Here is a 22,992-nt window from a genome sequence, read left to right on the forward strand (position 1 = left end):
TTAAATTGATGTATCAATATCATGATTATGGTCTGATGATGATTGAGAATCCGAATCGAAGCTACCTGAATCATCAGTAAAGTCGACTCCTTGTTCTTGGTTATCATCGTTCGTCCAACCTGTACCTCCAGATTCCATACTAGACATATCTGTTGGTTGCTCTTGAGTAGAGGCTTGCATTACATATTGCTCATCAACCTCAACTTCAACAGAACCGCTAGCACCGTCTATTGAGCTACCCAATTCGTCATAACCTTGGAATTGGATCTCGCTAGTACCTTCGTAACCTTCTGGTAGTTCGACAGATACAGGCTGCTCTAGGTTGCCACTGATTGTGAAGCTACCATCACCGTTATCCAGTGCGTTGCTCACAGTAGCGCCTTCAGGTAAGCCAGACATATCAGCGTAATCAACCGATTCGTTACCACTCACCTCATCTGGAATCGAGATAGAGATGGTATCGCCCGGTGCCGCTGTTACATCTGCTGTACTATCTTCAGTTTCAGCATCTTGAGCTTGGTCATCAGCTTGTTGAGCCACTTCCACTTGTTGCTCTTCTGTTGCTTGAGCAGCTTGGACTTGTGGTTCATCACTTTGTACTGAATCATCTTCAACTTGGATACTTAAGCTGTGACTTGATACTTCACCGCCGTCGTTAACTTCAACATTCATCGCTAAATTGCCATCGAAGTCTTCGTTCGGCCAGTAAGTCCACTCACCTTCACCTGATTCGGCAAAGAAGCCAGCATCGTTCGCGTCTGCAACATCAACAACTTGTGCAGAATCACTCACGCCCAACTCATCCACCAGCTGTGCATCCGTGATAGTTAGTGAACCATCATCAGCTAAGGTATAACCTTCACTCGCCGCCGCTTCATCTCCGCCTTGGATATCCACATTGAAGAAGCTTTCGATGCGATTTTCGCCATCGGTCGCTATAAATCCAACTTGAACATCGCCGGTGTAGTCTTCAGCAGGTGTGAATTGATAGTTACCTTGATTATCGCTCTCAATTACGCCCTGACCTTCCATCAAGCTTACTGATTCAATGCTCAAGCTGTCGCCTTCTGCATCGCTCAGGTTCGCTAACATGTCTTCATCAGTGAACGATAAGGTAGCATCTGCTGCGATTTCCGTCGTCGTGATGCTGTTAACTTCTGGTGCTGCATTCTCTTGCGAGTCGCCTTCTTTCACGACTACGCCAGTTTGCTCATCATGAAGCACACCATCTTTATCAACTACGTAAGCAATGTCTGCTTCGCCAGTGAAGCCTGGTGCTGGTGTGAACGTCCAAGTGCCATCGCCATTATCGACAATCTCACCTTGGCTGCGGTCGGCAAGATGAACCAGTTTCACTTCATCATCGCTGTCTGCATCCACATTCTCAGCCAATCCGATTAGATCTTCCGCAGTGAGGATAATTGAAGCACCCGCTACGGTTTCGAAATCACCCGTATCGATACCATCATCAAACGCTTCTGGCTCATCTCCGTAATCAACGGTTGTTGCACTTACGGTCACGAAGAACTCACCATGGAAGTCCTCAGGAGGCGTCATTTGAATGTTTGATATATCCCAGTCGAACAGGTCGATGTATTGACCCGGTTCGGTGATCATCACGGTATTCACACCATCGGTTACCTCGAATCCAACAGGGAAACCTGTCATCACCAAGTTGCTTAGTGTTTCTGAGTCATCGACTAGGCCAACGTTCAGTCCCAAGTGACCCGTTTCATCTTCACCGAACACCAATGGACCGTCATGGTCAGTTGAAATAACCGCGCCATCTGCGACAGGACGTACGAACACAGGAACATCGAGAACCGTTTCAAACTCACCGTCACTCACAACCACTTGTAGGTCAGAAACGCCCGCAAAGTCGCCTGTTGGTGTAAATGTCCAAGTTCCATCACCGTTATCTGTTACTTCTCCGCCATCTTCACCGTCTGCGGTGATAATGCGAGAAACAACAAGGTCAGCGGTATCAATGTCACCAAACAAGTTCATCAAGTCGCCAGCATCGAAGGTGAACGCGCCATCTTCGTTTGTGGTCATCATTGCGTTGCCGACGTTGAATGGTGCGTCGTTAACAGGAATGACATCCACATTCAGCGACCCATCAACCACTTCTTCACCGTCAGTAGCTTGATAACCCAGTTCTACTAAGCCATTGAAGTCTTGAGTAGTCACTAAGTGATACATGCCGTCTGGTTGCTGAGTTAAGGTCGCGTTCGCTGGAGCTCGAACCGTGATGCTCTCAATGCTGATCTCGTCGCCATCAAGGTCTGTTACTTGACCCGCGATGTAAGCAGGGTCAATCACCATGACCACATCTTCTTCGCCTCGCATCTCAATGGTTGGCGCTTCAGGTGCATCATTCACTGGCGTGACATCGATGTTGCCATCGACTGAAATAGTCTCTTGGCCATCGCTAACGTTAAACGTCATTGGCACATCGCCATTGAAGTTTTCGTTTGGCGTAAATGACCAAGTACCATCTTCGTTATCTAACAGCTCACCGAAGCTAGGGTCGATTTGTAGACCAGAAGCTGACAGCTCGTCTGCGGTGTTATCGATGTCGGTAGCTTGAGCCAACAACATGTCTTGTGTGATAAGAATGGTGCTGTCTTCGGCTGTGGTTAGTTGCACATCCTCAGATTCAGGTCCATCGTTCACAGCCAGAACTTCGATTCCTGCCGTTGTTGTTGCAGTTGCACCGTCATCATCGGTCACGACCACATCTAGGCTGATGTTACCATTAAAGTTTTCGTTTGGTGCGAACGTTACCGAGCCATCTTCATTGTGAACCAAGATACCGTCTGCACCTGAGTAGCTCACGCTATCAAGCGACACTTCACCATCAACATCAGAGCTATTAGCAATTAACTGCTCAGGGCTCAATGTGATGGTGCCATCTTCGTTCATTTGGTAAGACGTAGAACCCGCAACCGGCGCATCATTAACATCCGTTACCGTCACATCAATGTTGGCATCGACTGTCTCTGTGCCATCAGTCACTGTGAAGCCTAAGTTTACATCGCCATTGAAGTTCTCGTTCGGAGCAAAGCTATAAGTGCCATCGCCATTGTCGGTGAACACACCCTCTGCGCCAGTGTAAGACACATCGGCAACTGAAAGCTCATCACCATCAATATCAGAAGCACCCGCTAGCAGTTGCTCGTCTGTAAAGGTAAGTGAACCATCTTCTTCAATGGTATAAGCGACATCTTCTACAACCGCGATGTCATTCACTGGATTCACTGTAAGGTCGGCCGTTGCAACAACCGTTTCAGTACCATCAGAAACATCGAAGCTTAGGTCAATATCGCTATTAAAGTCGGCATCCGGGGTAATGGTAAATGAACCATCATCGTTTGCCGTAACGGTAGCGTTATCACCTGCGGTTAGGTTGGCAGCGGTAAGATCATCACCGTCCACATCTGATGCTTGAGCAAGTAGCTGCTCTTGGCTTAGCGTGATTGAACCATCTTCATCCACTGAGTAAGCCAAGTCACCCGATACTGGTGCGTCATTAACAGCAATGACTTCAATACCAGCGGTAGTCTGAGCCGTTGCACCGTCGTCATCAATAACCGTCACATCAAGATTGATGTCGCCGTTAAAGTTTTCGTTTGGTGCGAACGTTACCGAGCCATCTTCATTGTGAACCAAGATACCGTCTGCACCTGAGTAGCTCACGCTATCAAGCGACACTTCACCGTCAACATCGGAGCTATTAGCAATTAACTGCTCAGGGCTCAATGTGATGGTGCCATCTTCGTTCATTTGGTAAGACGTAGAACCCGCAACCGGCGCATCATTAACATCCGTTACCGTCACATCAATGTTAGCATCGACTGTCTCTGTGCCATCAGTCACTGTGAAGCCTAAGTTTACATCGCCATTGAAGTTCTCGTTCGGAGCAAAGCTATAAGTGCCATCGCCATTGTCGGTGAACACCCCCTCTGCGCCAGTGTATGTCACACCTTCGACTGTTAGGTCATCACCTTCTACATCCGTTGCACCCGTTAACAGGTCAGCGTCAGTGAAGTTAAGAACCCCATCTTCACCAATAGTGAATGCTTGGTCTTGCGGCACTGGTGCATCATTGACTGGTGTTACCGTCAAGTCTAAGCCGGCAGCAACCATGTCTTCCCCATCGGTGACATCGTAGCTAAATTCGATATTACCGTTGAAGTTTTCACTTGGTGTAATGGTGAAACTGCCATCGTCGTTCATTTGAACGGTCGCATTTTCATCATTGGTGGTTAGGTTGATTGCTGATAGGTCATCACCATCAATGTCAACAGCGTGTTCTAGCAACTGCTCTTGAGTTAGCGTGATGCTGTTGTCTTCGGCTGTAACGGCACTGATATCACCATCAACTTCTGGAGCATCATTCGCTGGCGATATATGAATCGTCACATCTTGTGTTGCCGTTGCGGTGGTGCCCCTATCAACATCAGTCGATGTCGCATTAACGGTTAGTACCACATCACCATTGAAGTCACCTGAAGGGATAAACTCTAGCCCTTCTAGCTCGCTAGGTTGCAATGACCAAGTGCCATCACCGTTATCAATACCTGCAGAAAGTGAGCTGCCTTCTGGCACATCTTCAATCAAGATAGCAAGGTTTTCTGAGCCATCGGTATCGGTTAGAGCGGCATCAATATCAAGTGGTACAGGCGTATCTTCGGTACCAATGATTTGGTAGTCCGCGTCAGACACTGTGATTTCGATGTTATCGATACCAAACGACTCGTCAATCACGCTTTGATTCAGGGTTGAACCAAAGCCTAATTCAAGTTGGCCGTCTTCAACGGGTACCGTTAGGTTGATTTGGTGTGCTTGGTCGTTCCAATCACTGAAACCTTCACCTTGCGATACGCCGTGAACGACTTCACCGACTTCATTGCCCTCTGAATCGTACAACGTTGTCATGCCATCTTCGGTACGGAACGCTAAGTTATCTAACGAGGTAAGCTCTTCGCCACCGACAAAGATTTGGAACGACTCACCATCCCAAGAGTCTATTTCGTAGAAACTGAACGAGATATTAACTTCGCTCACATCACTTGGAATGTCGTAAGTTTTGCTTACGGCCTCCTCGCCACCAGTGCCACCAATACGACCTAGCATGTCACCAGATTCGAAGCCTTGTGAGCTTTCAGTACCGGTATTCCAACCGTTTGAGCCAGACTCGAAGTTGTCAGAAGCAATCACTAGGTCAGAAGCAATCGACAGCTCTGGCATATCAACCACAGATTGAACATCAATCGTCGCTTCTGCTGGTACTGTCGCTGTACCGTCATTCACGTCGAACGTCACATTCACATTACCGTCGAAGTTTTCATTCGGTGCGAATGTGTAAGTCCCGTCGCCGTTATCAACCAAAGTACCGCTATCTGAAGCAACATTTTCAACCGATAGGTTATCGCCATCAATGTCGCCCGCATTTTGCAGCAGTTGCTCTTCAGTGAAGGTAAAGCTGGTGTCTTCTTGAGTCACAAATTGTGGCTCACCGACTGTTGGCAAGTCATTAACTGGGTTAACCGTTAGGTCAGCCGTTGCTTGAAGCGTCGCATCACCATCGGTAATGTCGAAGTTCAAATCAATGTCGCCATTGAAGTTAGCATCTGGCGTGATAGTGAAACTACCATCATCGTTTGCTGTAACTGTCGCATCACCACCAACGGTTAGGTTAGCCGCTGTTAAGTCATCGCCGTCAACATCACTCGCTTGAGCAAGTAATTGCTCTTGGCTCAAAGTAATTGAGCCATCTTCGTCCACGCTGTACGCCAAGTCGCCCGATACCGGAGCATCGTTAACAGGCAGAACATCAATGCTTGCGTTGGTCGCTACGGTTGCGCCTTCTTCATCAGTAACGACAACATCAAGGCTTACATCGCCATCGAAGTTAGCGTTAGGTGCGAAGCTGAATGTTCCGTCACCATTGTCGGTAAAGATACCGTCTGAACCTGTGTAGTTAACGCTATCAATCGCCACTTCACCTTCGATATCAGAAGCGTTCGCCAACAGTTGCTCTGAACTGATGGTGATAACTTCGTCCTCGTTGACTGAGTAGCTCGTTGAGCCTGCGATTGGTGGATCGTTCACCTCAAGTACAGTAATACCCGCGGTGGTCGCTTCAGTTGCACCCTCTTCATCAGTTACGACAACATCAAGGCTAACTTCGCCGTTGAAGTTTTCGTTTGGTAAGAAGGTGTAAGTACCGTCACCGTTGTCTTCAAAGACACCGTCACCGCCAGTGTAAGTCACACTATCGACGGCCACATCACCTTCAATGTCCGAAGAGTTAGCAAGTAGTTGCTCGTCGCTGATGGTAATTGAGTTGTCTTCATGAACGGTGTAAGACGTGCTACCTGCAACCGGTGGATCGTTCTCAGGCGTCACGCTCACATCAATGTTAGCTTGAACCGTATCCGTGCCATCTGATACATCAAAGCTGAAGTTCACATCACCATTGAAGTTCTCGTTTGGCGCAAAGCTGTAGCTTCCGTCGCCATTATCAGTAAGAACACCGTCGGCACCTGTGTAAGTAACGCCTTCAACCGATAGGTCATCCCCATCAATATCAGTAGCACCTGTCAGCAAGTCTTCATCAGTGAAGTTCAAGATGCCGTCTTCGCCAATGCTGAACGTTTGATCTTGTGGTTGTGGAAGGTCATTAACTGGATTAACGGTTAGGTCAGCCGTCGCAACAAGCGTATCTGCACCGTCGCTAATGTCGAACGTTAGGTCAATGTCACCATTGAAGTTCGCATCTGGCGTAATGGTAAAACTGCCGTCATCGTTAGCAACAACCGTCGCGTCTCCATCAACAATCAAGTTAGAAGCAGTAAGGTCATCACCATCCACATCACTTGCTTGAGAAAGAAGCTGCGCTTGGCTCAAGGTAATCGAACCGTCTTCCCCAACGCTGTATGCTAGGCCGCCTGATACTGGAACATCGTTGATTGGTAAGACATCAACCGTAATAACAGTATCAACTTGAGCGCCGTCTTCATCTTGAATGGTTACATCCAATTGCACTTGGCCATTGAAGTTTTCATTCGGTGCGAAGCTACATGTACCATCACCATTAATTGAGAAGATGCCGTCTGGACCGTCGTAGTTGATCTCAACAAGCTCAACATCACCTTCAATATCAGATGCGTTCAGCAGAACTTGAGACTCACTGAAAGTCAGTACTGAATCTTCATCGATAGTGTATGACGTTGGGCCAGCAACTGGCGGATCGTTCACTTCTAGAACCGTAATGCCCGCTGTAGTCGATACGGCTGCATCGTCTTCATCCACAACAACCACATCAAGGCTAACTTCGCCATTGAAGTTCTCGTTTGGAGAGAAGGTATATGTGCCGTCACCGTTGATTTCCAGAACACCATCGCTACCACTGTAAGTCACGCTATCAATCGCCACTTCGCCTTCGATATCCGAAGAGTTCGCTAGCAATTGTTCGTTACTGATCGTAATAGAGTTGTCTTCATGAACCGTGTAAGACGTGCTACCCGCAACCGGTGGATCATTCTCTGGCGTCACGCTCACATCAATGTTAGCGGTTACCGTATCGGTACCATCTGATACATTAAACGAGAAGTTCACATCGCCATTGAAGTTTTCATTTGGTGCGAAGCTGTATGTGCCATCGCCATTATCAGTTAGGACACCGTCTGTTCCAGTGTACGTTACACCTTCAACACTTAGGTCGTCTCCCTCAATGTCCGTCGCACCTGTTAATAGGTCTTGGTCATTGAAAGTTAACACACCATCTTCGCCGACTGTGAATGTCTGGTCTTGTGCTTCTGGACCATCGTTCACTGGTGAAACCGTTAACTCAAGGTTGGTAGAGACAACATCATCACCATCAGACACATCAAACGTAAAGCTAACATCGCCATTGAAATCAGCATCTGGGGTTAATGTGTACGTACCATCACCGTTATCGGTAATCGTAACGCTCTCATCATCAGTTGCTAAATTCAGAGCCGTTAGCTGATCGCCATCTAGATCACGAGCATTAGCTAGCAAGTCTTCTTGCGTAATGATGATAGAACCATCTTCTTCTACTGTTGCTGCAACAGGTAATGCTTCCGGTGCATGCTCAATGTGCGCGCCTGTCGCATTAATGTAGATGGTTTGAGATACCGTTTCAGAATCATCATTCGATAGCTCTGTTGCGGTTGCGGTTACATGAACTTCAAGCTGTTCGTTGAAGTCTTCTGGCAACTGGATTTGTAGCGCATTTTCGATAGCCGCTGTTGGTAAGTTCACCGAACCATCAGGACCAACCGTCACTTCACCGCTGTAGATTTGGCTGTTCACTTCACCGACATCGATTGTGAAATTAAAATCGGTGTAGTCAGCATCACCGCCACCATACAAATCTTCAAAGCCGTAAACCAGTTCGCCATCTTCATTAACCGTTGTGCGTGTATGTTCGATACCATCTTGGTTTAGCTGAGAGCTTGAACCACCATGGAAGATCGCGTCACCATTCTGGCTTTGAACCACGGTTTCGGTTCCATCAGCAGCAACAAAAACAAGTTGAGGATCAACCGTGTCCATGTTCGCTGGCAAACCATCCGCAGCACGGAACTCGTACTGACCGTCTTGCATCGCATCAAAGTCGTTGTGCTGATGTCCGTTTGGAATCAAGAACAGGTTAAAGCTTTCACCTTCCGCAACTTGGAAGCTGAACTGATCTTGTCCCGGAACAAGATCACCTCCACCACCAGCTTGTGATGCGTTTTCGTAAACAACTTCAACCCCCGTGATATTACCGTCTTCATCAACTTTGTAATAACCCGCCGTATTTTGATAACCCGCGGTTTCACCCTCAAACGTTACCGTAATTTCAGTATCGCTATAACTGGTGATACCGTTGTCTTGGTCATTAAGCACACCTTCATTATCATAGTTAATTACGGAACCTTCTGGCACACCATCAACCGTTACAGTCAGTGTTTCTGATAGATCTTGGTCTACCAGTGCAGCCGCAATATTAAGCTCAACAATGCCGCCTGGCTCAACCAGAATTGCTTCATCATCAACGTTAACGCCGTCGCCATCCATAATAACTAAGTCAGGCGCATCAGCAACTGCTTCAATGTGAACATTAATGTCTTGTTCAACTTCATCCGTACCGTCTGTCACAGTAAAGCTGAACTGCAGATCACCACTGAAATGCTCTTCCGGAACGAAGCTGAACGTGCCATCGCCGTTATCGGTGACTGTGCCTTCATCGCCAGAGTAGTTGACGCTAGTAACGCTTAGATTATCGCCATCAATATCAATCGCACCACTCAACAGATCTTCTTGAGTGAAGAGGATGCTGCCATCTTCTTCAATGTGGTACATGCCTGGAGCAACAATTGGAATGTCATTCACCGGATTAACGGTCAATGTCATATCATTAGACGTGCTCAGCTCACCGTCACTCACCTCATAAGTGAATGCAATATCACCATTGAAGTTCTCTGAAGGTATCACTGTGTACGTGCCATCACCATTGTCTACAATGCTGGCATTTGGATCGTTAGTTTCAAGCGCGCTTGCAAACAACTCATCGCCATCTTGGTCGCTCGCGTTCTCCAACAACATTTCTTGTGTAACGAGGATTGAACCATCTTCGTCGACATCTGCCACCATTGGCGTCGCTTCTGGTGCATCGTTGACGAACTCAACTTTTAGGTCAATGTTTGCGGCAACCACATCAGTGCCATCGCTCACATCAAACGCTAAGTCAACATTACCGAAGAAGCCCTGTTCTGGTGTTAATGTGTATGTTCCATCGCCATTGTCTGTTACTTCTACCGTATCGCTTGCACTCGTCACATTCACAACTGACAGTTCATCACCTTCAATGTCTGTCGCTTGTGCCAGTAACTCAGCTTCAGTAATAGTAATCGCTTGACCATCTTCCGTAGTGAAAGACATGTCAGGCACGTCTGGCGCATCATTGATTGGGTTTACGGTTAGGTTGAGGTCAGCGGCAACAGTTTCGATTGCGTCAGTGACATCGTAAGTAAATTCAATCTCACCAAAGAAATCTGCACTTGGTGTAATAGTGAAACTACCGTCTGAGTTTTCGACGATAACCGCATTTGGATCGTTGGTCGCAAAGTTAACCGCTTCAAGGTTATCGCCATCAACATCGGTTGCATTCGCTAACAGATCCTCTTGAGTGATAGTGATTGAACCATCTTCATCAACAGCAGCTTCAATTGGACCACTAACCTCTGGGCCTTCATTGACAATTTCAACGTCAACTCTTGCTGTACTTGGTGCGCTTGCTTGCCCGTCACTGATATCGAAAGTCAGATTAACTTCACCGTAGAAGTTTTCTGCAGGTTCGAAGGTAAAGGTATTATCACCATTATCCGTTAAGGTACCTTGCGTTTGATCTGCAAGTAATAGGTTTTCAACATGAAGAATGTCGCCATCAACATCGGTTGCGCCAGACAGTAGGTCTTTCGCTTCGATGATCATAGAGCCATTTTCAAGCATTTGAGTATGCAATGGTTCACCCGGAACCGGCACATCATTGACTGGTACAACCGTTAGGTCTAGGTGCGTTGCAACTTCATCAGTACCATCAAACACCTTGTAGTCGATGTCGATTTCACCATTGAAGTTTTCATTCGGCATAAAGGTAAACGTACCATCGCCGTTATCAACCAGCTCACCGTTGTCACCACCGTAAGTGATGTCAGAAATAGACAGCGTATCGCCTTCCACATCTGTGGTGTTCGCTAACAAGTCATCCGCACTGAACGTGATGCCTTCATCTTCGTCTGTCGATAGAACAATCGGGCCAGAAACGATTGGCGCATCATTCACCGATTCGAAGTTGATATTAATGATGTTGCTGTCTGTCAGCTCACCATCGGTAACTTGGTAACCAAGTTCGATTTCACCATGGAAGTTTTCATCCGGTGTTACCGTCCAAGTACCGTCGCCATTGTCAGTCAGCGTAGCATGCTCTGAGTTTTCACCCACTAGCTCTAGGTTTTGGATATCTAAATTATCACTATCGATATCAAATGCTTGCGCCAACAATTGCTCTTCAGTGATAATTACAGAAGCAAAATCGGTTGAGCCTGCCGTATCAATTGTGATATTTGGAAGATCTGCCGTTAATTCAATCTCACTGTCACCTTCATGAATATTCAGGTTAATCGTTTCAGTGATTTCAGCTCCATCGACACCAATTGAAGTAAATATCGCCTCATCATGACAAGTTTGTGATACCGTCATATTTTGAACAACGTAAGTACCGTTACCTTGCACGGTACCAAGTTCAAAGTAAGACACTGGCTCATTTACCGTAAGGGTATAGTCAGTCTCGTAATTGCTTCGGTCTTCTTTGTGGTAAGTCATCGAATCGATTAACTCACCATCATCGTTGAAAGCGCGAATTTCCACTTCAGTAAAGTGACGAGACTCTTCCATGAACCAGCCACCCAAACCATCAAGGTGGAAGCTGATTTCATTGATGTCTTGACCTTCAACCGAAACTGTCAGTTTCTCATCACCACTTAGGCCTTGGCGGTCGGTATCACCAATACCGTGACCAATGTGGGTGTTACCATTCCAGGCACCAAGAGGATCATCGTTACTTTGAACGGTTACCGTTAAGTCGCCATCCGAGAACTCACGAGTGTAAGGGTCGACTTCTGTACCCCAATCATCGACACTCGCGTTATCATCAAACGTACCGATTTGCGTGGTGTGTGTACCGTTAGCCAGTGCGTCATCATTTGGAATAAAGCGCACTTCTGTGTCGGCAGGAACTTCTTGTCCTACTTCCAGTACCACCCATTCGTCATTCACATTCGCTTCAATGATGCCATTTTCTGGTGCTTGATCTAAACGCAATGCAGGCTCTTCTCGCAGAGTAACACCTACGGTTTGATCTTCTTCTGCTTGAATAAAGATTTCATCGCCCGCTTCCGGCGCATCGTTTACAGGATTAACCCTCAAGTCGAGTGTCGTCAGAACTTCACTTTCACCATCACTGATGTTGTATGTGAAGTCCAATTCGCCATTGAAGTTTTCAGTATGAGTAATGGTGAATGAGCCATCATCATTGGCAACGATAATTGCATCTGGATCGTTGGTTTGAAGATTAGAAGCAACAAGCGCATCACCATCGATGTCTGTTGCATTTGCCAGTAGCTGCTCTTGAGTAATAGTTATAGCATTGTCTTCATCCACTTCAGCCTGAACACCCGTTGTTTCTGGTGCATCATTAATGGCGAGAACTTCAATACCTGCGGTTGTTTGAGCCGTTGCACCATCTTCATCAATAACTAAAACATCTAAACTCACGTTACCATTGAAGTTTTCATTTGGTACAAAGCTATAGGTACCATCGCCATTGTCAGTGAACGCACCATCTGTACCTGAGTAAACTACACTGCTTACTGATACATCGCCTTCTACATCACTTGAGTTTGCTAATAGCTGCTCATTGTTGATGGTGATGATGCCATCTTCATCAATAGTGTATGACGTTGAACCGGCAATTGGCGGGTCATTCACTTCAATCACTTCTAGATCTGCACTGGTTTGTGCAATAGCACCATCTTCATCAGCAACCGTAACGTCAAAACTAACTTCACCTGAGAAGTTTTCATTTGGAGAGAAGGTATATGTACCATCGCCATTATCTGCAAAAATGCCATCTGTACCAGAATAAGACACCTCTTGGATCGACACATCACCTTCGACATCAGAGCTGTTTGCCAGAAGCTGAGCGTCAGTAATTGTGATTGAATTATCTTCTTGAACAGAGTAAGTCGTTGAACCCGCTACTGGAATATCATTAACCGCATCTACAGTAACATCAATATTTGCTTGAGTGGTGGTTGTGCCATCACTTACAGAGAAACTTAAATCAACGTCACCATTGAAGTTCTCATTAGGTGCGAAGGTATAAGTGCCATCCCCATTGTCGGTGAACACACCATCAGTACCAGAATAAGACACATCAGAAACAGAAAGATCATCACCATCAATATCCGAAGCTCCTACCAACAGCTGCTCATCAGTAAAAGTTAACGAGCCATCTTCTTCGATGGAATACGCCACATCATCAACAACTGCAGCATCATTTTCAGATTCAACTTGGATTTTAAAGGTTTCACTGGTTGTCTCTGAGTCAAAGTCATCCTCTACTTCAGAAACTCCAGCATCACTCGACTCTTGGATATCAACAACAAACGTTTCATCAGTGGTTTCTGAATCAAAGTCATCAATTTCTTGCTGTATTCCTGTATCGGAAGCAGAAGGCTCGCTTTGGTCTGCGGAGGTCTGAACAGCTTGAGCTTGTGCGTCATTCCCCTCCGCATCAGTACCAGACCCTGCGCCTGATACGTCACCACCTACTGACTGAGCACCTACTCCGGCAGCTGACCCACCGCTACCTGAAGCAGCCTCTTCTCCGCTCGTTTTAGCAGTCCCACCCACCACATTGGATTGTTCAGCATCACCACTATCATTATCAGAGGCTCCTTCTTCCTGAACGGCTCCTCCTGTTGCTCCGGATGTAGAATCATCATTTGTACCGGCTCCACTTGGATCATCAGTCATCGCCTGATTGGCTTCATCCAAAATATCTGTATTTTCTGCGCCTGTAGCAATTGTCGATGCAATAGAATTCTGCTGATTTTGCTGATTTTGCTGTTGTGAAGATGAACTTGCCTCATTCGTTTCCGTCTGCTCTACAGCTTCATTAAGATCTTGATTATTTTGATTACCTTGATTTTCACCTGCCATTACAACCTCCGATTCCATTTCCAACTGATGATTTTTATATTAATTACGCGCTAGACATTTCGGTGTTTACTATCCTTAATTAAAAGCAAAGGTTATCCTACCCAAAGCTATTAAAGGATATAATTTCCAAAAATCAATTTTTAAATCAATTAAATTTCCATCATGTATCCCAATCAAATTTATTAAACATAAGTACAATAAATTCTTGTTATATTTACTGAACTACCATAAATTAAAAAAAGATCTTTAATTATAATTAAAATCACCGTTAGCTCAGAAAAACTAACTAAATATCTCATAACCTATAACTCAGAGATTTAGGTAATATTTGAGATAATAAGAATCGAACCTAAATACATCGCAATATTTTGGTCACTTACTTCAGAATATTGCGTCAATAGGCAGCAGATGAATAATGAATAACAAAAAGATTGAGCATCACTTAAAAAAAGCACTCGTTTCCAATAGCGAGTCATCTAATATGACCGCAGATGACAACATTGTCCTTGCGAGCGCGATGACGAGTGTACATAAAACCTTGTTAATCATTTTTCTTGTTTCCGTCATTTCTATTGCCGTTGCCTCACAGGCCCGTATCGATATTGTTGTCTCAGTAAGAGGTGAGTTATTATTGGAATCTGATGTTGAAAAGGTTCAACACTTAGAAGGGGGGATTTTGGATGAAATGTTAGTAAGAAAAGGAGACGTCGTTTATGAAGGACAACCCATTGCTCGCATACGTTCACTCGACCGAAATACTCAGCTAGATACAGTAGAAACTGAAATAATTCAACTAGAGTTAGACAAACTGCGTTACGAAAATTTGCGTGATATGACAGAGCCGGACTTCACTTCCTATTTAGATAAATATCCAAAACTCGCACAAATAAATATTAATACATGGAAACAAGAGTTCTCTAAGAATCAATCAAACGAAGATCTCATCACTCACGATATTAAACACAAAAACTCTCTCATCAAATCCATGCTGAAACGTCGGATAAGTTCAAGAAATCAGTTATCTTTAATTCGAAAACAACTCAATATCAAAAATACTCTGTATAAAGAAGAAATGGCCTCTTATGTCGATGTATTGAGTATGCAAGTACAAGAATCTAACATGGTACGAGAAATTGAAAACCTCGAAGAATCCATTATGAATGAACGTTTTCAACTCGATAAACTTGAAAAACAACACCGAGATCTAGTCGCCAATCGTAATTCCGAGTATCAAGCACAGATCATTCAAGCGAATAAAGACCTGAAACTCAAACGCATTCTTCTTCCACAGCATTCAGATAAGGTCGATCGTCTCATTGTGTATGCTCCAATCAATGGCGTTGTTGATAAAGTTCACTTCAATTTTCGCTCTGCGGTCATCCCACCGGGTGAAAGTATTGCTGACATTGCGCCAATTAATAACACATTACATGGCGAAGCTAAGATCCCGCGTAAAGATATGGGCTTTGTGGAAATTGGCCAAGCGGTCAAAGTAAAAATGGACACCTATAACTTCGCTAAATATGGCTTTTTAGACGGCCGAATTGCTTCAATAAGCCGCTCATCTTATGAAGAAGAAGATGCTGAATTCTACTTAGCAGAAATTCAAATTAATCAAAATTTTCTCGAGCGAGGAGGAACCCAATACAAGCTTTCACCCTATATGGAGTTTACTGCAGATGTAAAAACTGGATCACGTCGAGTTATCGAATATGCAGCAAAACCTGTTATGTCAGCTATCGAAGATGCATTTGATGAGAGGTAATAGGTGAAAGATAATACATCAAATAATATCACCATTCCTGTTATTCGGATAAGTATTGCCTTTAGTATAGGGCTAGCCGCTCTCGCCATTTATTTATTTCTATCATGGTCTCGTTCCGATACCGTTGAACAAGTACAAAGTGCGCCCTTGTTAATACAAGCTAAAAATCTGAACCAAACAATAGAAACTAACATTAATATGCTTCAAAAATGTTTAACGTTTCAAGATTGCAATATTAATACATTAACGCTTAGTGAACTCAAGAATGAATTATATGAATTTAAGTCTCTCGCATCCTTAAACAAAACCGAATTTAGCCTAGTTGGTGCTACAGAATACATACAGCTTGAACTCGCTATAAATCGATTCGAGGACAGCGAAATAACAAACAATAACATACTGGTTCTATATCTTGCTCTCACTACCAATCTAATCCAGTTAAATGAGAACTATCAAACCATGTTTAGCAATCATGTTAACGATATTACGGTAGAACGAAACCAATATTTTATTTGGCTGGCTATTATCATTATCTGCTTAACCTTGATTGCTATTGTTTCTAACCTGATCGCTATATTCAAACTTAAAAAATCAAACACCAATAAACATACTATTGATCTAGAGCTTAGCCACCTAGCTAATGAATTAGAAAACTTAGATTTAGAAAGACTTAATGCACTTTTGAATGACGTCAGCACCGCACCAAAACAACGCCGCATTTATTCTAACCTACAGCAAATATTCACAAGGTTAGAAGCCCAAAAACGCAACAATGATCTTTATAAACAGCTATATGCATTGATCGGTTATGAAATCAGAGGCATCACCAATACCATTCAGGGAGGCGTACAATATCTTATCCAAGAGACTGACGAAAGCGGTGTTTTAATGGCACAAGATATCACCTCTGCGGCGAATACTCTTTCAGAATTGGCCGAGAACTATAACCGGTTAATATCTCAAGGAACTGAAAGTAAATCAAAAGACTTCTCATTATTGAGTTTACTGTCTAATCTCATGATTCACTTAAATGCGAAAGTACAACGTAACGAAAGTCAATTAGAGTGCTTCTTTACCGATAACCTTCCTAACCGAGTAGAAGGCCAATCCACAAGTCTATTCTGGGTTTTATTTTTGCAGCTTTCCAATGCAATCCAATTGAAAGCAAATCATAAGCTATTCGTTACTATTGAATCAGGAGCGGCGGTTGATATCGAAAACACTCGTTTAACCATCAATCTTAACTTTCTAACTTCGTTCGATATGCCCTTAGCAAAACTAAACAAACTACATTGGAGTGACCACAAAGAATACACAGCGAACAAAGACAACTTAGCAAAAAATCTATTAAGTGATGACAGACATTATGAAAGCCATTGGTTCCAATCTGGCAATCAAGAACGATTTCAAATTGAACTCGATCTCAAGGCAAAAAATTTCTACACTGAAAAAACCCGCTTCGATAACAAGCGCCTGCTTCTGTGTGCCAACTCTCAACTGAGAATTGATATTATGAAAAGTATGCTGAGCAATTTGGGGCTCGATATCACCACAGTAAGCACACCAAATGAACTGTTTTCATTAGCAAAGACCTTCGGTGAGTATGACGCTGTCATGCTAAGCGACACCTTTGTATCAAACAAACTTTCATCACTCAGCAAGACTGTTAAATCTCAACTACGTAACCATCCTAATACCAAATTATTATTATCTGTTACCAGTACTAAACAAGCACAAGAAAGCCACAACTTTGTTGATAAGATTATTAATTCTCCTGCCATTCCATATGAATTTGTTCCGAACCTACTCACCATCATGGAAGCGGAAGCAACAGAAGAGCAACTGGGAAATAGCTCGTTCCTCATTGTTGAAGATGATCGAGTTCAACAGTTCTTACTGAAACGAATCTTAATGAAGCAAGAATATGAGCCTGATACGGTGAATGATGGTGCAGATGCCGTAGAGCACTTCATGAAGTATCGCTCAGACATCATTTTTATGGACTGCATTATGCCCGGCATGGATGGGATAGAAGCGACTAAACGCATACGAAAATACGAAAAAGAGAGTAACCAAAAGCCCTGTACTATCATAGGAGCAACCGCATTGACCAGCAGTAATGAACATCAAGCTTGCATTGAAGCGGGGATGGATTACGTGATCAGTAAACCTTATAAAAACGAAGAAATCATCAAGGTGATCAATAAGTATGTTGCAGTACAAAAACTTAATTAATGGTGTATTCATTACCTTAGCGCTCAACATTACTCCTTCAGCATCGGCGACCACCCTGCTTGAGGCGGTCACACTCGGCCTTGAAAATAACCTATCATTACGAGCGAGTAACAAAGGTATTGACGAGAGCGAAAACAACATTGGTATTAGTCGTTCTAAGTTTTTACCTTCACTTAACGGTGCGGCCGATACCACATGGAATGAAAACGAAACGTTATTAGCCGGGGAATCCGATAGTACGTCTAGCTACAACTCAAACAGCTATAGCCTTTCTCTAGCACAAACCTTATTCAATCTTGGTGATATATTCAAATACGGCACTGCTAAACTCGACTTCAACATTGAAGAAATCAAACACCAAAATAAAATGCAAAGCACCATTTCTGAAATCGCCATTCAATACTTTGAATACCTTAAAAATAACGCCCAAATTAAAGCAACCAAGGTTGAATTAAAATCTTCAGAAACACGAACTCGTCAGATGCAAAGGAATGTGGATTTAGGTAATACCGCAGCTAGTGAGCTGTATGAAGTGATTGCTCAAAAAGAAGGAATTGCAAATCGACTAAGAACCTTACAAAAGGATCGTCGTGTCATTCTTAATAGTCTCTCAATTCAAATTCAATATCCCATTACCCCATCGCAAGACATTTATGAAAGCGTGCCTTTATTAGCAATAAGTGAATCTGAACAACGATCTATTCTTGAACAAGCTTTACGACTCAACAACGATTTATTGATCGCAAAGAAAACCGTAGAACGAAGCCGTAGATCGCTTAAAGAAAGCGGATCTAATTTTTTACCAACCGTCTCTCTATCAGCCAGTTACCGACACGATGACACCAATAATTATGACCGAACCGATCCAAGCGCAGCCGGTGAAAGCAATTCAACAAACGTAAAGCTTAATTTAGCAGTACCTATCCTATCCGGAGGCTCCGACTACTACGACTATCAAAAGTCATCGTCAGCCATAGATAGAAACGAACTGCTTTATCAGGATTCTCTGTTTTCGACTCGCAATGACGTTAACAACTCCGTTCTTAACATTAATGACTATTCTCAGTCGATTGAGAGCTACGAAAACATCATTCGCGCTAACTACTCTTCCTACAAAGGCATACAGCGAGCCTACCAATTAGGCACTCGAACCATCACCGATTTGCTGTCAGCTGAAAGTAAACTCTTTAGTGCACTGCGAGACTACGAAAGTGCACGCTACGATTACATTATCGAAGTCATTAAACTTGAACAAATAAAAGGCATACTGGCGATTTCATCAATTGAAAACATCATGACATTAATGAGCAATATTGAGGGGCGTGACAATCAAGATTTAGTACCCAAACACCTGCTGACTAACGTATCAAATAAAAGCAGCACAAGAAATGGGACGAAAAAAGGCGGAGACTTAAATGCAAACTGAACCGTTTTCACAAAAAATCAATCTTGCTGATAAGTGCTACCTTGTCTTTTCAACAGTCGTTTCGACTCTGTTGGCTTTGGTACTGCCCTTCTCAATCCTGATCATTTTTGATCGCGTATTACCAAATCAGTCAGAAGATACCTTATTTTTACTGTTTGCTATCATTTTGTTCTCCATTTTTCTCGACTATCACATTAAAAACCAAGAAGAAAAAATTTCATCTGTCATTATGAAGCAGTTTGAAACCAACCTGACCAATAAGGTATTTCAATCAATTTGTCTAACCGAAATTTCGAAATTTCGAGCTCTAGAACCTGGGGAATATCTAGAGCGAATCGCCACCATTCCAGAAATTAAATCATTCTTTGGTGGTGAATCTGTTCGCGCGCTAATTAACCTATCCGTCAGTATCATCACCATCCTACTGATTGGAATCATCAATATATGGGCTGGTTTAACACTTCTGGCTGCGTCCTTGATATTACTCATTTTTGCCTTAGTGCTTTCTAAGCAAAAAATCGACAGCCTACAAAATAAGTCAGATATAGAAGGATTAACCACATCCAAAATCATCGAAATAATTTCAAGTCCACTCGATATAAAAGCTCGAAATATGGAGTATCGTGTCGAAAGTTTAATGACTCAGATAATTGAAGAACGAGAAGTTGAAAGTATCAAGTACGAACAAATTGAGTCGAACTTCAATTTGATCTTGTCGCTCATCCAACAACTTTCTATTGCAGGCGTAGTTGTGGTGCTCGCGATGGCGGTAATCAACATGGAGTCAAGCCAAGGTATCATGGCTGCCATCATCATGCTAACCAACCGCTACTTTGCACCATACCAACAAGTAATGCGTACCATAGGCCGCTGGAAGCTAAACAAACTGCATATTCAACGTATCGCAGAACTCTTAGAACTAGCCGCATCGGTCGATCATCAGCATGCAACCACCGAGGTTGAGCATGTCTCGATAAAATATTCGAAAAAGCAACGCATTGAGTTTGAGCGTGGGCAGGCATACCTGCTTACAGGTCAAAGTGGCAGCGGAAAAACACATTTAGCCAACTGCATCACTCGCCAAACATTAGACCAACAACTCGATATTTTAATCAATGAAACGCCACTTACTGATATCAATTATAACGTTTGGAGAAATAGTGTATTAATGGTTGATAAAACCAGCTCTTTTGTCGAGGGAACCATCATTGATAATCTGACTTGTTTCCGTCCTAGTCTCAATAATACTGCTTTTGCCTTATGTGACACGATGAATATTAAAAACCAAATTGATGCGCTGCCTTCTGGCTTCTACACTGATCTTAAAGGCCATACCAGAAACCCTTTTTCCCGCCAAGTCGGTTATGCTCTTTTACTCGTACGCGCCCTACTTGCCAACAAGCAAGTCTTAATATTCGATGACATAGATTGCGTATACGATGACGATTTTGCACGACTTGTACTCACCAGTACAGCTTACCGAGCAAACGACAAGATCTTCATTATTGTCAGTAATAAAATAGATAAACTCAATCACCGCCTCAAGCGCGTTAAATTGACAGGAGGCAACCAATGAGTATTTTAGTCGACTTCAGTAATATCAATCAGCGATTACAAGATTTTGATTCGCCTAGTTATGATGAGCGTTATGCTCAATCGCCGTTAGTTCACGGTTTAGCTTATACATTAATCGCCCTGGAGTGGGAAGGTACACCTGAGATCCTGAGTGATGCATTTATTTCAAAACAAAAAGACAGCGACAGTTTTATCTCCACGATTGAGCGCCTTGGTTACCGCTGTGAGGTAACTAAACTTAAAACATTAGAAACTATTGAAGGCCACCCCCATCCTTGCTTTATTGAAATAGAAAACCTCTCTGCAATTTACTTAGGTACGCAAGATGGCAAGCTACTCCTTTTCGACTACACCAACAACAACACCATCGAATATCCGTTATGTAATAAATCATGTTTATTGGTGTCTATCAGTGAATATTCAAGATTGTTCCGTGAACCTCCACCAGAATCACAAGATAGAAGTAACTGGGTTAAATATGCCTTTTATCGATACACTAACGAACTAAAAAGCCTGATTATACTCAGTTTTGTGATCAGTGTATTAGGCGCACTCCAACCTTTTTTCATTATGAGTGTTTATAATTTTGCCCTAACCTCTAGCTCTCAAGCGACTCTTTATTGGCTAACCTTATTCGCTTTCATTATTGGTTTCTCGGAATACTTTTTTAAAAAGATGCGGGTTAATATTATAGCAACCTCTGGTAAAGACCTAGCGGTACACATATCTCAAAACGTAATATCTAAATTACTGTGGTTACCCTATGCCATGACCTCTACAGCAGGAGTGTCATCACAATTAGCTCGTTTAAAAGACATCGATACGTTCCGTCGTTTAGTCACCGCAGAATCAACGTTAAGCTACTTTGATATGCCGTTTGTGATTGTATTTATCATTGCGATTGCCATCATGTCAGGCACCGCAGCATTGGTTGTAATGGCCGGCTTAATATTGATGCTCGTTTTCTGTGTGTATTCACGCTACATCTACTCACAAGCAACATCAAAAAGTTCACGAGCAAACGCGATGGTCTCTTATCAATGGAATGAAATCCTTCGTGGTATTAAAACCATTCAAGGCCTGCCATTACTGCGCGTGGTTCAGTCTCGATTTAGTGCTTCTCATATGCAAAGTACCAATGACGCAGAAAGCGTTTCAGTGACTAATAGTAAGATTCAAGCTGCGGGCGGTGGGCTTATCCAAGTGATAGGTACCGCTAGTATCGTAACTGCTGTGATTGGCGTGATGGATGGAACCTCCGATGCGGGCGCTATGCTTGCTACTGTTATTTTAGTTTGGAAAGCTCTTGGGCCTATCATGGGCATCTACAACTCCATTTCGAAATTCCAATCAATCAAAGCCTCCTCAGCACAAATCAACAACTTAATGTCGATGAATGACGATAAACTCTCTCTTGAAAAAAGCCCGCCAATTCGTTCATTCCAAGGCTGTATTATTGGTAGTGGCGTAAACCATCGATACACAGGTGCTGCAACTGGGTTAACCAACTTAGGGTTCAAAATACCACCAGGAGCTAAAACCGTGATCTGTGGCCCAACAGGCTGCGGTAAAACCACGCTGATTTCCATCATTGCAGGCTTAGAAGATCGTTATCAGGGCGCAGTATCAATCGATGGTTACAACATCAAACAATTCAATAACTATCGCTATAGAACATCAATTAACTACATTCCGTTCGACTTACATATTTTTGAAGGCTCATTAGAGACCAACTTCATTCTTCATAATGGGTTAATCCCAACAGATAAGATGACCGAAATGATCCATTTCTTTGAATTAGGGGAATGGCTGCCTGAAGGGCTAGATACTCAACTGAGTCAAGACAAGTACAGAAGTCTACCAAACGGTATCCAACAAAAACTACGGCTAGCTCTTGGGCTAGGCGCTTGTGAACAATCGGTTATTATTATTGATGAGCCCTTTAATGGTGCAGAGCAAGAAAACGCTCAGTATTTTAACCGTCTGTTTAGCGATAAATTACTTAATAAAACCGTACTATTTTCGACAAATGATCCAAGACTAATCGCAACTTCAAACATGAGCTTTGTATTGGAATCTGACGGAAATTCAAAATACTTTGGTTTAACAGACAAATATTTAAATAGCTTAAGTTAATTAAGAATATAAAACATATGAATGACTTGAAAAGAATAAAATGAGTAGAAAA

Annotated in this window: 6 protein-coding genes and 1 pseudogene; 5 read left to right on the forward strand and 2 right to left on the reverse strand. The window is 43.3% G+C overall.

Going from position 1 to position 22,992, the window contains the following annotated elements; all coding sequences use genetic code 11:
• A complete protein-coding gene (locus tag ED622_RS20145) occupies positions 1 to 5,253 on the reverse strand; it encodes a tandem-95 repeat protein (protein ID WP_371413422.1) in 5,253 nt (1,750 codons plus the stop codon).
• A 48-nt stretch (positions 5,254 to 5,301) separates the two neighbouring features.
• Positions 5,302 to 13,821 (reverse strand): annotated as a pseudogene (locus tag ED622_RS20150) (tandem-95 repeat protein); the annotation flags it as partial.
• Between the two features lie 397 nt (positions 13,822 to 14,218).
• Between ED622_RS20150 and ED622_RS01485 the strand changes: the two are divergent.
• From ED622_RS01485 to ED622_RS01505, 5 genes are read left to right on the forward strand one after another with little or no spacing between them, the layout of a single operon-like run.
• Positions 14,219 to 15,568 carry an HlyD family type I secretion periplasmic adaptor subunit gene (locus ED622_RS01485; RefSeq protein WP_122032200.1) on the forward strand — a complete coding sequence of 450 codons (1,350 nt, stop codon included), beginning with the start codon at positions 14,219 to 14,221 and terminating at the stop codon, positions 15,566 to 15,568.
• Positions 15,569 to 15,571: 3 nt separating this feature from the next.
• The gene (locus ED622_RS01490) at positions 15,572 to 17,803 is read left to right on the forward strand and encodes a response regulator (protein ID WP_254052571.1); all 2,232 of its coding nucleotides are present in this window, start codon (positions 15,572 to 15,574) and stop codon (positions 17,801 to 17,803) included.
• Positions 17,778 to 19,229, forward strand: a complete 1,452-nt coding sequence (locus ED622_RS01495; protein WP_122032201.1) for a TolC family protein — start codon at positions 17,778 to 17,780, stop codon at positions 19,227 to 19,229. Before ED622_RS01490 ends, ED622_RS01495 begins: the two co-directional genes overlap by 26 nt.
• Positions 19,219 to 20,805 carry an ATP-binding cassette domain-containing protein gene (locus ED622_RS01500; RefSeq protein WP_122032202.1) on the forward strand — a complete coding sequence of 529 codons (1,587 nt, stop codon included), beginning with the start codon at positions 19,219 to 19,221 and terminating at the stop codon, positions 20,803 to 20,805. Before ED622_RS01495 ends, ED622_RS01500 begins: the two co-directional genes overlap by 11 nt.
• On the forward strand, positions 20,802 to 22,940 hold the full coding sequence (locus ED622_RS01505; RefSeq protein ID WP_122032203.1) for an ATP-binding cassette domain-containing protein: 2,139 nt from the start codon (positions 20,802 to 20,804) through the stop codon (positions 22,938 to 22,940). The genes ED622_RS01500 and ED622_RS01505 overlap by 4 nt, the downstream gene beginning before the upstream one ends.
• The last annotated feature ends 52 nt before the right edge of the window (positions 22,941 to 22,992 follow it).

The organism is Aliivibrio sp. EL58 (assembly GCF_900312675.1).
GTDB lineage: Bacteria > Pseudomonadota > Gammaproteobacteria > Enterobacterales > Vibrionaceae > Aliivibrio.

Bases quoted from the DNA above. Each gene is read 5' to 3' on its own strand.
- ED622_RS20145 (WP_371413422.1), bottom strand. From the start codon at position 5,253: ATGCCAGAGCTGTCGATTGCTTCTGACCTAGTGATTGCTTCTGACAAC.
- ED622_RS01485 (WP_122032200.1), top strand. From the start codon at position 14,219: ATGAATAACAAAAAGATTGAGCATCACTTAAAAAAAGCACTCGTTTCC.
- ED622_RS01495 (WP_122032201.1), top strand. From the start codon at position 17,778: ATGTTGCAGTACAAAAACTTAATTAATGGTGTATTCATTACCTTAGCG.
- ED622_RS01500 (WP_122032202.1), top strand. From the start codon at position 19,219: ATGCAAACTGAACCGTTTTCACAAAAAATCAATCTTGCTGATAAGTGC.
- ED622_RS01505 (WP_122032203.1), top strand. From the start codon at position 20,802: ATGAGTATTTTAGTCGACTTCAGTAATATCAATCAGCGATTACAAGAT.